Below are 16,658 nucleotides of genomic sequence, written 5' to 3'. Positions count from 1 at the left end.
GATCTTGCCGACGCGCGGGGTTGCTCACCGCACTCCGCGCGTTTCTCGTCCGGATCAACGGGACTGATAGCGTTTAAGTGTCCGTTGATCCTGAAGTCCGATTTTCCTCCTCTTCCTCCCATGTGTCCGTGCGGTCTTTGCCGCCTGTTTGCCGTCGTGCCCAGTTGTGGCGGATGGCATCAGTGGATCTTCTTTTCCTGCCCTTCCGCCGAGGCGCTGTCCCTCGGTGCCGGGGTGTGTGTTTGCGAATGCATGTCTTCGCCTGCTTCGAGATCGCGCACCGAGGCACGGACGATCAGGCTCGCGTTCAGCACTGCCGGTGTAACGGGTGCCTTGCTGTCACCCTCGATCCGCTGCAGCAGCCGGCGCCAGGCGGTTTCCGCGATCTTGTCGACAGGCTGTCGGATGGCCGTCAGTCCGGTGTTGCGGGCGGACATCCAGGCATAGTCGTCAAACGCGACGACAGACGCGCGGCTCGGGATGTCGATCCGGTGCTCGGCGAGGGCCGACAACACGCTGAGTGTCGTGACGTTGGTAAGCGCGATGATTGCTTCCGGCAGGGGATTGCGTTCCATCCAGTCCAGGAGCGTTCTGGTGCCTGCGGTGATATCGGAACCCAGATTGAGAATGGTCGGCCGTTTGCCGGTTTGCGCCTCGATGATGGCGGCAGCCCCTTCCGTTCTTTCCAGGATCGGAGGGTGATCCAGGTCGGAAACGCCGATTGCAATGTTCTGGTGGCCACGCTCCAGCAGATGCCTTGCGGCAATCTCGCCTGCCTCGCGGTTGTCGATGGTCACCGTATCGGCAATTGCCCCTTCTGCAGCAACACGGTCGACCAGAACCATCGGCAAGGTGGATTTTGCTTCCTTCAGTTCCGGCGGCATGGTGCTTGAGCAGGGCACGGCAATCAGCCCTTCCGGCCGCCATGCGAGCAACGCCTTCAGACGTGAGGATTCAACCGCGCGGTCGTTATGGGAGCTGGCGACGATCACGTCGTAACCTTCCGCTGATGCGGCGGTTTCCAGTCTGGAGACGATGGTGGCAAAAAAGGTGTCGGTGAGGTCGGGGACAATTACCGCGATGATACGGGTTCGGCCCGAGCGCAGCTGGGAAGCGGCCCGGTCGAGCTGGTAACCGAGTTCGCGCGCAGCCTTGTGCACGCTCTCCTTCAGCTCGTCGTTGACCGGTTTGCGCCCGGAAAAGACGTTCGATACCGTCGCGATCGACACGCCCGCAAGAGCGGCGACTTCCTTGATGGACGGTTTTTTCCTGGACATCTGCCAGCGCCTCCCAACGCTGTTAAACGTTTTACAGTTAAACGTTTAACAGTGCGGTTTGAGGTTGGCAAGCGGAAAAATGGGAAAGGTAGGCTCAGCGCGTTTCGGAAAGGCGTTGCGTCCCCCTCTGCGCGCCCTGGGAGGCATGGGCGCGCAGAGGGGCTTGGCAAAAGGCGAAAGCGCGGTGTTAGCGCTTCCAACCCTCGGTTTTCATCAGGACCGCGGCTTCCGGGGTCTGGAGGAAGTCCAGAAAAGCCTTGGCTTGCGGGTCGGCGTCGGGGGAAAGCACGACGTTGACATCGCGCCAGATACGGCGGTTTTCGTCCAGTTCGACAAGGGACAGAACGTCCGGGTTGTTGATAGGCCAGTTCGGCCAGGTGATCCAGGCATCGGCCTCAAGGTCCTTGAAGGCCCGGAAACTGGCACCGGAGCCTTTTTCAAACGCGACGATGTTCGATCTGAACGCCGACACGTCACCGAGATTTCCGGTCCTTCCGGCGATGTCTTCCCAGACACCTGTGCCGGATGTGTTGGCGACACCGGCACCCTCGGTCACGACGATCTTGATCCCGTCCTTGAGCAGGTCTTCAAAGCCCTCGATCTTTTTCGGATTGTCTGCGCGCACGGCGATGATGGCAGGCCGGATGTAGATCGGCTGAACCTGGGAAGAGTCAAAATTGCCATAGGTTTCCAGAAACGCCGTCATCGATTGTTCGGATGTGCCCCAGAGGATATCGGCATCCGCCTGGGCTTTTGCGGACCAGGTGGTTTCCGGGCCGGCCGTGATTTCGACCTTGTTGCCGGTTTTTTCTTCAAAGGCCTTTGCAACTTTCTGGAACGCCGTGTGCGGGCCGCCCGCACCATAAAGCCTGACAACTCCGTCGGCGGGGCGGTGTTTGATGGATGGATCGGCGAGTGCGCTTTCCTGGGCGAGTGCAGGGCCGGCGCAAACCAGCAGCGCGAGAGCACAAAGGGAGGTTTTCATATCGGAATTCCTGAATTCTGTTGGCTTGTGACGCATGCGCGCCGGAGGCGGTCTTGCACCGCCCCCGCACCTGACTACGCTGGCCGGCTGCCTGGTCTTCCCAAGAGCTGGGTCACGAAAGCGCGAGGTCTCTTTCAGAATGATCTGGCGACTTTCAGTTCGATTGTTGCGCCGGGTCGAGCTGGGTCTGGATCAGGTGGGCAAGGTTCAAAAGCTGTGAGCGCGGCATGTCGCCTGTCACCGCGTAGGTGAACCCGGTGTCGCTCCAGAAGAACGCCTGTTCAGTGCCGGATTCCGCGAACTGGAATTTCGGTTCACCGTCGACCCCGCGGCGCAGATAGACGGTCACCCGGTTGCCGTCCGCATCGTCATACATGAGCTGTGCTGCCGGATCCGCCCCGCTGGGCAGCAGGCGTCCGCCCATCAGCGTCAGTCCGGCAACCCGCAGATCGGGAATGCGGAACGGATGGTTCAGCCGATTGCCGAGCCAGGTTGCCAGATGCCGCTGGTCGCTGGCTGCCACCTCGACCGGATGGGCAACCTCAACGGTGAATGTTCGGTGAGCCGTCAGGGCGTCGGTCAGGAAGGGCTGATACGCTGGCAGGCTTGCATCCGGTTTCAGGGACCAGCCGGCAAAGACGCCAACCAGCAGGGCCGCAGCGATGGAGGCAGCCATGCCGGCGCGCGGCAGCCATCTGCCCCCTGAAGGCGCGGTCAGGCCGGGAGGTTCTGCAGTGACGCGGGAATAGGCTGACTTCAGGTTTGCCGAGATCCGGCGGTCCGCCTCAACCCGGGCGGCAGCTTCCGGATTGTCCCTGAGATAGGTTTCGACCTCGCGTCTGCGGTCCGCAGGCAGCTCGTCGTCGACGTATCGAACGAGGTCTTCCTCCCGGATGGGAGGCACCGTCTGGGAATTCATGTCACGCTCCTTAGATGGGGACGCTCGGAGGCGCGGGGGTCTTCTCTCAGTCTGGCACGAGCGCGGCTGATGCGCGACATGATGGTTCCTTCGGCAACGTTCAGGATTGCGGCGGCTTCTGCATAGGTAAAGCCTTCCACGCCGACCAGGAACAGTGCTTCGCGCTGGTCTTCGGGCAAGGCCAGCATGCGGTTCAGTAGATGTTTGAGCTCGGCGCTGTCCTGCTGCGAGGCGGGCGCCTGAAGCTGGTTTTCCAGATCGTCCAGGTCGATATGGTTCGAATGGCGCCGCAAGCGCCGCCAGCGGCTGACGTGAAGATTGCGCATCATACGGAAGAGCCACGGCCGCAGTGGTACAGACGACCGGCGAAGGCTCCATTTGCGCAAGGCCCGTTCCAGGCAGTCCTGCACAAGGTCTTCCGCTTCCGCCTGGTCGCAGGTCAGCGTTACCGCGTATCGATGCAGCGCCGGCGTCTCCCTGAGCAGGTTTTGGGTTTTGTCGGGCAAGAGCTCTTCCTCGTGGACACTACTGACACCAACGCCTGTGCTGCGCGAATTATTCCGTCGCCGGTGAAAAAGATATTTCGGCTCCTTTGGGAAGGAAAACACCACCACCTGCGTGGACAGCACCGGATGCGGCCGATCGCATCTGGAACAGTGAACGAATGGAGATCTGAAATGAAGCCGATCAGTCAATTTGCCGCTACTGCCTTCGCAGGTACGGTTCTGTTTGCATCCGCAGCCCTGGCAGGGCCGGGTGAAGACCTGGCACGTACCCATTTCAACAACATCGCAACCGGCAAGGTCGATGCCCTCAAGGCGTCCTATTCCGACAAGGCCGTGCTGGAATGGGTCGGTGGCCCGCTGGATGGTGTCTATACCGGTGCTGCAGACATAGGCACGGTCTGGACCAAGTTCACAGGCGCGCAGGGCAAGCTGAAGGTGGATGTCTCGAATGTTCAGGAAAACGCAAATCCAGCTGGCGTGACGGTGACCGCCAATGTTCGCTTTTCCGGCAAGAACACGATCCCGGTCCGCTACGTCCTGACCTATCGGAGCGGCAAGCTGGCAAGCGAAGTCTGGCAGATCGACCCCAAGCTCGCGAAGTAAGCCGGCATTTCCCTGCCTGCTGTTCCCGCCTGCATGGCAGGGGAAACCGGCGCGCAAGCATCCTGCGTTTGCAAGAACGCAGGATGTCTTTTTGTGCAGGGCAAGGCCAAGGTTCTGCAAAATCTGGCCCAGGTGCGATCACTCCTCTCACCACGGTGACAGGAGGCCTGTGGTTGATAGGCGTTCTCTTGTTTTGGAAGATCGAAAGGACGCCCCATGAACAGAACACCCGTCAATCCCTGGCCCTGGTCGCTCAGGCTCGGCTACAATCAGGCCGAAATTGTTGAAGGCATGGGCAGGCAGCTGATCTGCGCCGGACAGACCGCTGTCGACGGGGAGGGAAATCCTCAGCATGCCGCGGATATGCGCGGTCAGATCGAGCTTTCACTGAACAACCTGGAAGCCGTACTGGCCGAAGCGCGGATGACCCTTGCCGACGTCATTCAGGTCAAGGTCTACACAACGGATGTGGACGAGGCCCTGAAGAATTTCGACGTCCTGGGAGCGCGGTTCGGCCGTCTTGACGCTGCGCCGCCAATGACACTACTTGGCGTGAGCCGGCTTGCGCTTCCTCCTCTCATGTTCGAGATCGAAGCGATCGCTGCCGACTGAGGCCCGACACCTGAAAGCAGTCTCGAAGCGGCTGCATCCGGTTTTCTGGAGCGTGAGGAAACGGAATGCGACGCGCGGAAAGACTGTTTCGGATCATCAACGAGATGCGGACCCGCGACGTAATCCGGGGCGCAGAACTTGCCGAACGGTTCGAAGTCAGCCTCAGCACGATTTACCGTGACATCGCCCACCTTCAGGCGTCCGGCCTTCCCATCGAAGGGGAGGCCGGTATCGGTTATCTGCTGCGTCCGGGCTTCGATCTGCCCAACATGACGTTTACCCATGATCAGGTCGATGCGCTGGCGATCGGCCTTTCCTTTGTGGAACGCACGGGCGACCCGGCGCTGGCATCGGCGGCACATGAAGTGCGTGCCATGATCCAGGCCGGCATGCCGGATCCCGATAAACGCAAGCTGGCCGACGCGCCGTATTTCAGCCTGCAGATCAAGAACAGCACCCCACCGACCGTCAGTCTGATCCGCGAGGCCATCCGGATGCAGCTCGTTGTCGATATTTGTTACGAGGATGCCGATGGAAAACCCACGGAGCGCAGCGTCCGACCGCTTGTCATCTGGAACATGACAGACGGGTGGATGTTCAGTGCGTGGTGCGAAATGCGGCAGGCCTTCCGAACCTTCCGTTTCGACCGTGTCGTAAAACTGAGTGTCACAAGCACGGTTTTCGAGGACGACGAGACAAGAGGACTGCGTGCTTTCCTGGCAACCGAGCCTTGCGAGGAAGAGGGATAGCCGGAGCCTCCTACAGGTCCAGCGACCACCGGCCACTGGACCTGCCCTTTCAGGTTCAGGCTGCCAGGCTGGTCATCTCTTCCTCTGCCCAGGAACCGTCCGGCTGGTAGCGTGCTGCCATACGTCCGTTCCGAAGCGTGAACAGATGCAGCCAGCCATTTTCGAAAAGGTTCCGGACATCCGGGTGCGCATCCAGAATGGCAGATATTGCCTCTTCGGGGGCTTCGATCAGAACCGACAACCGGAGAGGGGTATGCATCCCTTTCTCGCCATCATGCAGTGCCTGTGCAGGTAGGCCGGGCCGCAGGCGCCCGCCGTTGCCTTCCACAACGCCAATGCCGCCAACCACATTGTGGATGAGTTTGTTGCCGCCACCGAAGACATCCGGCGCGACTGAAGAGCCATAGTATTGAAGGCTGATCCAGCTCGCCACGACCACCGGGGCGGTGAGGATAAGTTCAAGCGTCTTGAAGTCCTCGTCCGTCTGCCAGTCGTAGCTGTGAAGGAAGGCCCGGCCTTCCAGATTGGCCTTCGATGTCAGATGTCTGGGGGCAGCGATGAACGCGGCGCAGTCTGCAAGTCCCCACTCCGGCCTGATTTCGGCCCAGTTGAATGCTCTGGCAGCAATGGAGGCAGCATTCGTGCCCGGCAAGCGCAAGGCGCGCTCGGCCCGTGCCTCGGCTCCCGCCCGTTTCAACCATTTTTGCAGAAGATCGAATTCATTCATCGGGCCGGATTGGTCCTTGTCGAACAGGGTGATCTCGTCCGTTGTCGTGTCGTGGAGCGCCGCGACAAACCGGGTGTCGTCAGGAAGGTCGATACCGTGAGCAGCAAGGCCGGAGCGGGTTTCGGCATCGTTCAGCAAGCTTGCAAGCAACCGCGCTGAAACCTCACCTGAATGACCACCGCATGCGCCGCAATGATAAGCGCTTTCATGCGGATTGTTTTTCACATTGGCTCCGTGGCCAACAAGCAGAACCACCTGCGCATGATTGTTCGTGAGGCTCATGGCCTTCAGGATCGCAGCGGCGGTCGCTGATTTCGTCTCGGCATCAAGCGCCGGGTCGAGCCTGGGGGCGGCACTCGTTGAGACCTTTCTTGTGGGGCGGCCGAGGGAATCCTTCACCAGCTTGGTCACATACAGAGGGCCGGCAGCTTCCACATAGGCGAAGGACGAGACAGCGGCCTGGCGGAACCTGTCCAGTGCCCGTATGGCCCGCGCACCGATGCGTGCCGTCTTTTCCTCACCGGGAGAACCGTGGCAAGTTGAGGTCATGGACGGTTTCAGCAAGACCGGCAGGTGATTTTCTTCAACATCGGAGCCGTGGTCTCTGTGAGCAGCAGGAAGACCGAAGAAACCGGCAAACCCGAATGTTTCGATCGATGGGCTCTGGTTTTCCAGCGCCCGCCGGAAGACTTCCGAGCGCACGTCGATGCAGAACGCCGCCTGAAGGGCAGGGCGCTCCCCGATGTTCTTTGTCGGCGCCTTCAGCTGTTGGCCGAGAGACCGCTGGTATGCCCGCTCTGCCGCGTCCTGCAAAATGGCATCGATAACCTGGTCCCGGTCCGGAACAAGAGGTGCGGCATGAAGCTGAAGCGTGGCTTGCCATTGGTCGGCGACAGCCGGGAAGCGGTTGAAAAGCGCCTCTTCCCAGATCAACCGGACGGCCAGCAGGTCGCCGAGCGTGCCGTCCGTCGTGCCGTCCTGCTCTGCACGCCACAGCAGCCAGCGTGCATGTTGCGCCCAGCCACCCAGGTCCATCAGCAGCCGGTGAAACAGGGTTTCGGCAGCCGGAACGCTGATGCCCAGCCGGTCGGTTACCCGCAGTATTGCCTGTTCGGAAGTGTCCGGAGACGTGGTTACATGGGAGCAGAACCCCGTCAGTCCGGCAATTTCGGGTGTCAGGTCACGGCTCGCCCAGGACCGCCAGGCAGCATAAGCGCCCTCGCCCGGGGCTGGAGACCAAAGCGCCTGGCCGCGGTCGAAGTAACCGGCGGCCCACAGCCCAACGGTTTTTTCGATAACCGACGGCCAGTCGATGCCGGATACAGAAGCTGCGAGTTCGGCAATGGTTGGTACGGCTGCCGGTGCCGGTCCATCCATTTGGGCGAATGCCTTGAGCTGCGCGACATCTGCCGGCTTGTTGCCGGCGTTGCTTGCCTCAAGGGCGGCCGTCAGGTCTTCATCCGAGATGCGGCCACAGGCGATCTCGGCGCCGTAGCTGCTTCTGGGCCGGGTCAGGCTGATGCCGCTCGTTCTGGCAAGGCGCGCGGATGCTTCCGCGAGGCCTTCTCCAACCTGGCCGAGGAAGGGATTGACGGCAACGGTTGCATCCAGCGGAAAGGCGGGCGGGATGGCCCGTATGGCTGACGTGCCTGCCTCGAGGATGCCCGAAACCCGTAGCGAGCTGAATTGGGTGTGCTTGATAAACATCTGAAATGCCTCGTCTTACTTGGAGTTCGCAACCCGGTATCCGCCGATGAAGCGGTCGAGGAGGGCGTTGAGGTAAAGGCCGTTGGCGATGTGAACGCGTAAGCCGGCGGTCGACGGGTGGTGTGACCAGAGCGGAAAAAGCGTCTGCGCAACGGCAACGATGCCGAAGGAAAGCACCGCCAGGACGATCAGTGCCCATTCGAGGGGGCCGGCGACAGGTGCCTGCGGCAGAGCTGCGCCCCACAGAAGGTTGGCAACCTGCTGGAAGCCGAAATAGGCAAAGGCAACGATGACTGCGGCCAGCGAGGTGCGATACGTCAGTTCAGCGGGGGCCGCATCTGCAAGACCTTGCGCCACCAGATAGGCCACACCGAAGATGAGCATTGCTCCGATGGCAAGCGCCTGAGGGGTTTTCGGGCCTGCGATCATCGAGAAGGCTAAGGAGACTATCGCGTAGAGAAACAAGGCGATCGCGAAGGACCGGAGCACGTTGGCAACGCTGGGAATTGCGATCGGGCCGGGACGCCGCAGCGTGGCCACGGCCAGAACCGCTCCACCCGAGGACAGGAAGGCATGGGCCTTGTAGAGGGAGTGCGCGACCACATGGAGCAGCGCGAGTGGCCAAAGACCGAGACCACACTGCAACAGCATGAAACCCATCTGGGAAATCGTTGACCAGGCAAGGGCTGTCTTCACCGCGCTTTGGGTCAGCATGACCACTGCCCCGAAGAGAGCGGTCAGGCCACCAAGAGCCACGAGCGTGCCCATGGCGCCAGGACTGGCCTGAACCAGATCTGCCGTCCTGATCAGAAGAAACCCGCCGGCGTTGATGATGCCTGCATGAAGCAGGGCGGAAACCGGGGTCGGCGCCTCCATGACTTCCGTCAGCCAGCCGTGCAGGGGGAAGGCGGCCGTTTTCAGTACGGCTGCCAGCACCAGGAACACCACAGCCAGATGTTCGACGAAGGAGAGATCAGGCCCGACCGTTTCAGAAAGCTGTCCAAGCTGTGCGGTGCCGGCGCTTGCCATGAACAGCCCGGCGGCCAGCAGCAGCGAGATGTCACCTGCATGCCAGACAAGCGCGAATTTGGTAGCGGCTCGTTGGGCGGCGGCGCGCTGCGGGTAAAACAGCAAAAGCCTGTGCAGGCAGAGGCCGATCCCGGCAAAGCCGAGGACAAGCAGGAACAGGCTGCCCGACTGGACGACCACCAGTACGGCCGCAAGTGCCGTGAGCATCAAGCCGTGGAAGGCCCCTTCTCGCGTTTCGCCGTCGAGGTAGGTCCGGGAGTAACGCATCACCACCCAGCCGATGAAGGCGACCAACAGGGTCATCGTCACGCTGATGGGGTCGAGCCGCACAACAAGCGTAAACGGACCTTCGAACAAGGTTACTTCCGTTGCTCCCAAGACCAGAAGCTGCACCAGACCGGCAAGGGCAAGAACAAGGGCGATAAATGCACTTGCTTCCGAAGCCTTGGGATAGAGCCCTGGGCGGCGGCCCGGACACATTGTTGAAACGGCCGCTGAAGCCAGCAACAGCACCGGCGCAAGAAGGGGCAGGGGGAACAGATACGGCATGGGAACCTCACGAACGCTGAAAGACGCCGTGGATATACCGTCTCGTTTTCTTGCAAAAAATTACATATTATAATCGAAATCGTTCTATAATTTGGAAGTATCCTCGTGCTGAACCTTCATCATCTGCGGCTTTTCCGGGCAGTTGCACGGGATGGAACACTGACGGGGGCTGCCAGGGTGCTGAACCTGTCGCAGTCGGCACTATCCTCGCAGATCAAGACGCTGGAAGCCTCCCTTGGACACGATCTGTTTGAACGACGCGGACGTGGGCTGGTGCTGACGGAGGCCGGACGGATCGCTCTTGATCACGCGGAAGCGATCTTTCGGACCGCCGAGGACCTGACGGCGACCCTGCGCAACACGGGCACCGAGCGCAAGGCTTTGCGGGTGGGGGCACTTGCAACGCTTTCGCGAAATTTCCAGATCGGCTTCCTGGAACCCCTGATCGGACGATCAGATGTCGAAGTGGTGCTGCGCTCCGGAGCTCAGGCAGACCTTCTGAGGGCCCTGGAAGCATTGGCGATCGATGTGGTCCTGACAAACCTTGTGCCCGCCCGCGATGCCTCCAGTCCCTATCTCGTACATGGACTTTCCGAACAGCCGGTCAGCCTGATCGGACCCGCAACCGCAGTCGATCTGGCGGGGCTCCCCTTGCCTGAGCTTCTGTCTTCGCAGCCGCTGATCCTGCCGACGCCGGAATCGGCCCTAAGGGCATCTTTCGACGCGATGGTCGAGCAACTGGGTGTCGTCACCAAAGTTGCCGCGGAAGCCGACGACATGGCGATGATCCGTCTGCTTGCGCGTGCGCACGCGGGGCTTGCCGTCATTCCGCCGATCGTCGTGAGAGACGAGCTTGCTTCGGGACGGCTGATCGAGCTGGGCAGGCTGGAAGGGCTCAAGGAGGAGTTCTTCGCCGTCACGCTGCACCGGCGCTTCCCGAACCCGCTGGTCGCCGACTTGCTTCAGGCTTTCAAAAACAAGACGGACTGAGCAAGGGTTTCAAGCCTTTGCCCAGTCCGAAGGGTGGTGCCGAGGTCGCGTCAGTACGCAACCGACAAATGCGGGCCGGTGTTCTTGTCGACCACTTCCGGCTTGTCGGTTTCAACCTTGCCGGTCCAGCCGCCGCCAAGCGCCTTTTGCAGGGCGATGTAATAGGTGGTCAGGCGGACACGGCTCTGGATGAGCGTGTCTTCGGCGGAGTAGGTCGAGCGTTCAGCATCGAGGGCATCGAGGAAGCTGGCGGCGCCGGTCTGGTAGAGCGACCTGGAAAGCTCGGCGGCCGACTTGTAGCTTTCCGCCGAACGCCGCTGACTGGCGACACGCTTGCGTTCCTGGGTGAAGCCGACAAGAGCGTTCTCGACATCTTCCAGTGCCGTCAGCACCGATGCCTGGTAGGCGAGGAAATACTGATCGCGCTGGGCTTCGGCAATCTCGACGCCTGCCGCCAGTTTGCCTGCATTGAAGATCGGCACGGACAGCGACGGGCCGAAGGCCCAGCTGATCGAGGAATTCTTGCCGAGATCGCCAATGTCGGCTGCGGCGGTGCCGATGGAACCTGTCAGGCTGACCGAGGGATAGCGTGCTGCCGTTGCCTGACCGATTTTCGCGGTTGCCTCCGCAAGCTGGCGTTCAGCCAGGCGAACGTCCGGGCGGGTCAGCAGGATGCTTGCCGGAATCCCGACAGGGATCGGCAGCTTGGGTGTCGGAATCCGGCTGCTTGCCAGCAACCGGTCGGTAAGGGCAGTCGGCTGTTGACCGGTCAAAACGCTCAGCCGGTGCATGGAAGCGGCAAGAGCTGTCTTCAGGGCCGGAATATTGGCCTCTGTCGATGCCGCCTGACCTTCCGCGTTGGCAACGTCGAGACCGGAGGACGAACCAGCCTGGAACCGCTTGCGAATGAGATCGGCCGAGGACTGCTGCGATTTCGCGGTGTCCTGCGCCAGTTTCAGCCGCTGCTGAAAGCCGCGCGCTTCGACATAGTTGGTGGCAAGATCGCCAATCAGGGTCAGCAAGCTTGCCCGCAGCTCTTCCTCGGCAGCATCAAGACCGTATTTGGCCGCTTCCTTTGCTCGGCGGTTGGCGCCGAAGATGTCGATCTCCCATGCGGCATCGAAACCACCGTTCCAGAGCGTGCCGACGCTGTCGGACCCGCTCGATTTGGAGCGGGTCAAGCCGGCCGCACCGTCAAGGCTCGGAAAGAGCGATGAGGAGGCCTGTTTGTAACTGGCCCGGGCTTCACGCACCTTGGCCTTGGCGGTGCGGACATCCAGGTTGTTCTGAACCGCGAGCGAGATCAGGCTGTTGAGCTGGGCATCGCCCAGCTGCGTCCACCAGTTGGCAAGTTGCGGCACGGAGGCAGGCGTTTCGCCTGTCGTGTTGCGCCACTTGCCGGGCACGGAGACATCCGGGCGCTGGTAGTCGGGGCCGACGGAACAGGCACCCAGCAGGGTCGCCGCCATCAGGCCCGCACCCAGCCGCAACCAGGTCTTGCGGCGTCGAGAGGGGACGGCGCAGGCAGAGCCGGTCTCAGGTTTGAAAAGGGTCATCGAAACTCTCTCAATGGGCTTTGCTGCCTGAAGTGTCGGGGGCTGCTTCGTTCGTCTGCTTGCGGCTGAAGATGCGCCGCACGGTGACGAACAGAAGCGGCACGAAGAAGATGCCGAGCACGGTGGAGGCGATCATGCCGCCCATGACGCCGATGCCGATGGAGTTCTGCGCACCCGAACCTGCCCCGGTGGCAATCGCCAGTGGCGTCACACCCAGGATGAAGGCGAAGGACGTCATCAGGATCGGCCGGAGCCGCTGGCGAGCGGCGTCCAGTGTCGCCTGCAGCAGGTCCTTGCCCTGGCGTTGTTGTTCGATGGCGAACTCCACGATCAGGATGGCATTCTTCGCCGCCAGGCCGATGGTCGTCAGCAGGCCGACCTTGAAGTAGACGTCGTTGGTTTGCCCGAAAATCAGGGCCGCCGCCAGGGCGCCGAAGACGCCGATTGGGACCGACAGCATCACCGCGAAGGGGATCGACCAGCTTTCATAAAGGGCGGCAAGGCACAGGAACACGATCAGGATCGAGATCGCATAAAGCGATGCGGCCTGATCGCCTGAAAGCCGTTCCTGATAGGACAGGCCGGTCCATTCATGAACGAAGCCTGCCGGAAGCTGGGCCACGAGCGCATCGATTTCCGCCATCGCGTCACCCGAGCTGATGCCGGGAGCCGCCTGGCCCTGCAGTTCCACAGCCGACGCGCCGTTGAAGCGCTCGAGCCGCGGGGAACCATAGGTCCAGCGCGATGAGGCGAAAGCGCTGAAGGGCACCATGTCGCCATTGGAATTGCGCACGTGCCACAGGTCCAGATCGGACGGCTGCATGCGGAACGGTGCATCGGCCTGCACATAGACCGGCTTGATGCGGCCACGGTCCATGAAGTCGTTGACGTAGTCGGACCCCCAGGCAATCGACAGGGTGTCGTTGATGTCCGGAATGCCGAGGTCGAGCAGGCGCGCTTTCTGCGTGTCGATGTCGACCTTGAACTGTGGCTGGTCTTCCTGGCCGTTGGGCCGTGTCGCCGCCAGTTTGCCGGATTGTGCCGCCATGCCCAGCAACTGGTTGCGAACCTCCATCAGCCGGTCATGACCAGCGCCATTGATGTCCTGCAGGTAGAACGAAAAGCCGTTGGTGTTGCCCATGCCCTGAATGGCAGGCGGGGCAAGGGCGAACACACGGGCGTCCTTGAACTGCGAGAAGGCTCCCATGGCACGGCCGGCAACTGCCTGGGCGGCAAGCCGCGGCTCTTCGCGCTCGGTGAAGTCCTTCATGCGGATGAAGGCGAGGCCGACATTCTGTCCCTGACCGCCGAAACCGAAGCCGGCGACGGTGAAGACGCTGTCGACCGCATCCGGCTCGTTCTCCATGAAGTGGGTGCGTACCTTGTCGAGCACGGTCAGTGTCCGGCCCTGGGTCGCGCCAACGGGCAGGTTGACCATGGCAATCAGAATGCCCTGGTCTTCCTGCGGCAGGAAGGAGCTTGGCAGGCGATTGAACATCCAGCCCATGGCAACGCCGATTGCGATGAACAGCACAAGGAAGCGCTTGCCACGCTTCAGGATGCCACCATTTGCCGCCCTGTAGCCGTTTGCGCTTGCGTCGAAACCCTTGTTGAACCAGGCGAAGGGACCACGCTTATGGCCGTGGTCACCCTGCTTCAGCATGGTGGCGCACAGCGCAGGCGTCAGGATGAGCGCAACGAATACCGACAGCACCATGGCCGAAACGATGGTGATCGAGAACTGGCGGTAAATGATCCCGACGGAGCCGCCGAAAAACGCCATCGGCACGAAGACGGCGGACAGCACCACCGCAATGCCGATCAAGGCACCGGTGATCTCGTTCATGGATTTGCGGGTTGCCTCGCGTGGTGGCAAACCTTCCTCCGCCATTACGCGTTCGACGTTTTCCACCACGACGATGGCGTCATCCACCAATAGCCCGATGGCGAGCACCATGGCGAACATCGTTAGCGTGTTGATCGAATAGCCGAACAGCGCAAGCACCCCGAAGGTGCCGAGCAGAACCACGGGCACGGCAAGTGTCGGAATGATGGTCGCGCGCAGGTTCTGCAGGAAGAGATACATCACCAGGAACACCAGCACGACTGCTTCCAGCAGTGTGTGGACCACCTTCTCGATGGAGAGCTTCACGAAGGGGGTGGTGTCATAGGGATAGACCACATCGACCCCGGCAGGCAGCGTCGAGGAGAGCCGGTCGATGGTGTCGCGTACCCGTTGGGCGGTGTCGATGGCGTTTGCACCGGTCGCAAGCGAGACCGCAAGGCCGGACGCCGGCATGCCGTTGTAGAAGGCAGAGGTGCTGTAGCTTTCGTTGGCAACTTCCACCCGGGCGACATCGTTGAGGCGAACGACAGAACCGTCTTCGGAGCTCTTCAGAATGATGTCGCGGAACTGCTGTGCAGTCTGCAGGCGGCTGGAGGCGGTTATGGTTGCGTTGAGCTGCTGACCCTCGGCCTGTGGCAGACCGCCAAGCTGGCCGGCGGAAACCTGGGTGTTCTGGGCCTGGATGGCGGAACTGACATCGCTCGGCATCAGGTTGTATTTCAGCAGTTTCGTCGGGTCGAGCCAGATGCGCATGGCATAGCCGGAGCCGAACAGCCGGGTTTCACCGACGCCCTCGACGCGTTTCAGCGTGTCGTTGAGCGTGTTGTCGACATAGTCGGCGATGTCGGTGGAAGTCAGGCGTCCGTCCGTCGAAACGAAGCCGAGCACCATCAGAAAGCCGGAAGTCGACTTGGTGACGGTGATGCCCGTGTTCTGGACGATCTGCGGCAGCTGGCTGGAGACGAGCTGCAGCTTGTTCTGCACCTGCATCTGGGCAACGTCCGGATCCGCCTTGGAGGAGAACGTCAGCGAAATCTGGGCTGAACCGGAGTTCGAAGACGTCGCGGTCATGTAGTCCAGGTAATCGATCCCGGACATGCCCTGCTCGATCACCTTGGTGATCGAGTTTTCGACCGTCGCCGCATCGGCGCCCGGATAATTGGCGCTGATGTTGACGGTGGTCGGTGCAATTTGCGGATATTGCGAAACGGAAAGGGTCGTGATGGCCAGTGCGCCTGCCAGCATCGTGACAATGGCAATAACCCAGGCAAAGATCGGCCTGTCGATGAAGAAAGCTGACATCAGTCGGAAGTCTCACTTGTGTTCGACACCGCCTCACCGCGGCTTTCCACCTCCCCCGTCGCTTCGTCAATGGTCACCAGAGTGCCTGTTGCCTCCTGGCCGGCCCGCACGAACAGCGAGCCTTCAACGATGACCCGGTCTCCCTCCGAGATGCCTTCGTTGACCAGCCAGTTGTTGCCGATGTCGCCTTCGACCCTCAGGACGCGCTCTTCCACCTTGCCGTCCTGGTCGAGGAACAATGCCGTCGGTTCGCCTCTGGCGTTGCGCGATACGGCGCGCTGCGGCACGAGGAACGAGTTCTGCGCAATGCCTTCCTCGACGATCGCCTGGACGTACATGCCCGGCAGGAGCAAACGATCGGGGTTCGGGAATTCGGCGCGCAGCGTGTAGGTGCCGGTTGTCGGGTCAACGTGGGCTTCCGAAAATTCCAGCTTGCCGGTTTCGGAGTATTCCTCCCCTGTTTCCAGCAGCAGGCGCACCTGCACGTTATCGCCGGACAACTTGATCCGGCCTTCGCGTACGGCCTTTCGCAGCTTCAGCAGGTTGGTGCTCGACTGGGTGACGTCGACATTGATCGGGTCAAGCTGACGGATGATGGTCAGCGGGGCCGACTGGCTGGCGGTCACCAATGCGCCGACGTTCAGCGTCGAGGCTTCGATGCGGCCCGAAATCGGTGCCTTGATGACGGTGTTGTCGAGATTGATCCTTGCAGTCTGCACGCTGGCCTTTGCGGAGGCGATGTCCGCCTTTGCCTGGGCGAGCGCCGCCTTGGCGTCGTCCAGCTCCTGCTTGGCCACGGCGTTCTGCGTGATCAGTTCCTCGTAGCGCTCAACCTTGGTCTGGGCGCTCGGCAGGGCGGCTTCCGCTTTCTGGAGAGCAGCCTGGGCGCTGTCGTGTGCTGCCTTGTAGAGATCGTCCTCGATCCGGTAGAGCACGTCTCCGGCGGTGACCTCCGTGCCTTCCTTGAACAGGCGTTCCTTGATGATGCCGCCGACCTCGGGCCGGACTTCCGCATCCAGGGACGCTGCGATCCTGCCCGAAAGCTTGGCCGTGATCGCGACCGACTCGGGCTCAAGTTCGACAACGCCGACTTCCGGTTTGGGCGCGGCGCCTCGCATCTGCTGGGCCTGAGCAATGCCGGACCCCAGGCTGGTGGAAATCAGGAAAGCGAAGAGAAAAGCACGGAACGGCTTCTTCGTAGAGCACAGGTACGCAGTGCTCGAACCGAGAGGGGTACACGTCATTTCCGGGAGGAACCTCTTTGGAAGCGAATGCTGTGGAGTATTAGAAAACTCTCGGGT

At 61.4% G+C, this 16,658-nt stretch carries 13 protein-coding genes; 4 read left to right on the top strand and 9 right to left on the bottom strand.

Annotation, left to right across the window (positions count from 1 at the left end):
* Positions 1-179: 179 nt before the first annotated feature.
* The 4 genes from HCG46_RS27830 to HCG46_RS27815 all read right to left on the bottom strand — a co-directional run bounded on the left by HCG46_RS27830 (position 180) and on the right by HCG46_RS27815 (position 3,687).
* Positions 180-1,277, bottom strand: coding sequence for a LacI family DNA-binding transcriptional regulator (locus tag HCG46_RS27830; RefSeq protein WP_152509413.1), 1,098 nt, complete (start codon positions 1,275-1,277; stop codon positions 180-182).
* Between the two features lie 187 nt (positions 1,278-1,464).
* Positions 1,465-2,262, bottom strand: a complete 798-nt coding sequence (locus tag HCG46_RS27825; protein ID WP_168688110.1) for a substrate-binding domain-containing protein — start codon at positions 2,260-2,262, stop codon at positions 1,465-1,467.
* Positions 2,263-2,416: 154 nt separating this feature from the next.
* A complete protein-coding gene (locus HCG46_RS27820; RefSeq protein WP_168688109.1) occupies positions 2,417-3,181 on the bottom strand; it encodes an anti-sigma factor in 765 nt (254 codons plus the stop codon).
* Entirely contained in the window at positions 3,178-3,687 is a 510-nt protein-coding gene (locus tag HCG46_RS27815; protein WP_051990203.1) for a sigma-70 family RNA polymerase sigma factor, read from the bottom strand. Before HCG46_RS27815 ends, HCG46_RS27820 begins: the two co-directional genes overlap by 4 nt.
* A 171-nt stretch (positions 3,688-3,858) precedes the next feature.
* Here HCG46_RS27815 and HCG46_RS27810 point away from each other — a divergent pair, with 171 nt between their 5' ends.
* The 3 genes from HCG46_RS27810 to HCG46_RS27800 all read left to right on the top strand — a co-directional run bounded on the left by HCG46_RS27810 (position 3,859) and on the right by HCG46_RS27800 (position 5,651).
* Positions 3,859-4,290 carry a nuclear transport factor 2 family protein gene (locus tag HCG46_RS27810; protein ID WP_055661544.1) on the top strand — a complete coding sequence of 144 codons (432 nt, stop codon included), beginning with the start codon at positions 3,859-3,861 and terminating at the stop codon, positions 4,288-4,290.
* Positions 4,291-4,506: 216 nt separating this feature from the next.
* Complete coding sequence (locus HCG46_RS27805; RefSeq protein WP_168688107.1) at positions 4,507-4,902, top strand: RidA family protein; 396 nt, start codon at positions 4,507-4,509, stop codon at positions 4,900-4,902.
* A 65-nt stretch (positions 4,903-4,967) separates the two neighbouring features.
* Positions 4,968-5,651 carry a YafY family protein gene (locus HCG46_RS27800; protein ID WP_168688106.1) on the top strand — a complete coding sequence of 228 codons (684 nt, stop codon included), beginning with the start codon at positions 4,968-4,970 and terminating at the stop codon, positions 5,649-5,651.
* A 55-nt stretch (positions 5,652-5,706) separates the two neighbouring features.
* Here HCG46_RS27800 and HCG46_RS27795 read toward each other — a convergent pair whose 3' ends face one another.
* Both HCG46_RS27795 and HCG46_RS27790 read right to left on the bottom strand, forming a co-directional pair.
* The gene (locus tag HCG46_RS27795; protein WP_168688105.1) at positions 5,707-8,085 is read right to left on the bottom strand and encodes a DUF2309 domain-containing protein; all 2,379 of its coding nucleotides are present in this window, start codon (positions 8,083-8,085) and stop codon (positions 5,707-5,709) included.
* Positions 8,086-8,100: 15 nt separating this feature from the next.
* On the bottom strand, positions 8,101-9,663 hold the full coding sequence (locus HCG46_RS27790; RefSeq protein WP_168688104.1) for a proton-conducting transporter membrane subunit: 1,563 nt from the start codon (positions 9,661-9,663) through the stop codon (positions 8,101-8,103).
* 99 nt (positions 9,664-9,762) lie between these two features.
* Here HCG46_RS27790 and HCG46_RS27785 point away from each other — a divergent pair, with 99 nt between their 5' ends.
* Positions 9,763-10,653 carry a LysR family transcriptional regulator gene (locus HCG46_RS27785; RefSeq protein ID WP_156912416.1) on the top strand — a complete coding sequence of 297 codons (891 nt, stop codon included), beginning with the start codon at positions 9,763-9,765 and terminating at the stop codon, positions 10,651-10,653.
* 50 nt (positions 10,654-10,703) lie between these two features.
* Here HCG46_RS27785 and HCG46_RS27780 read toward each other — a convergent pair whose 3' ends face one another.
* Genes HCG46_RS27780 through HCG46_RS27770 form a run of 3 tightly spaced genes read right to left on the bottom strand, consistent with a single transcriptional unit; the run spans position 10,704 to position 16,475 of the window.
* The gene (locus HCG46_RS27780) at positions 10,704-12,209 is read right to left on the bottom strand and encodes an efflux transporter outer membrane subunit (protein WP_055661550.1); all 1,506 of its coding nucleotides are present in this window, start codon (positions 12,207-12,209) and stop codon (positions 10,704-10,706) included.
* Positions 12,210-12,219: 10 nt separating this feature from the next.
* Positions 12,220-15,357 (bottom strand): efflux RND transporter permease subunit, encoded by a 3,138-nt coding sequence (locus tag HCG46_RS27775; RefSeq protein WP_168688103.1) that lies wholly within the window; start codon positions 15,355-15,357, stop codon positions 12,220-12,222.
* On the bottom strand, positions 15,357-16,475 hold the full coding sequence (locus HCG46_RS27770) for an efflux RND transporter periplasmic adaptor subunit (RefSeq protein WP_205838739.1): 1,119 nt from the start codon (positions 16,473-16,475) through the stop codon (positions 15,357-15,359). The genes HCG46_RS27775 and HCG46_RS27770 overlap by 1 nt, the downstream gene beginning before the upstream one ends.
* Between the last annotated feature and the right edge of the window lie 183 nt (positions 16,476-16,658).

This window comes from Labrenzia sp. PO1, from assembly GCF_012273635.1.
In the GTDB taxonomy this organism is placed as follows: domain Bacteria; phylum Pseudomonadota; class Alphaproteobacteria; order Rhizobiales; family Stappiaceae; genus Roseibium; species Roseibium algicola.
Note: the sequence above shows the minus strand (reverse complement) of the source record. Positions and strands in the feature narration are given on the sequence as shown.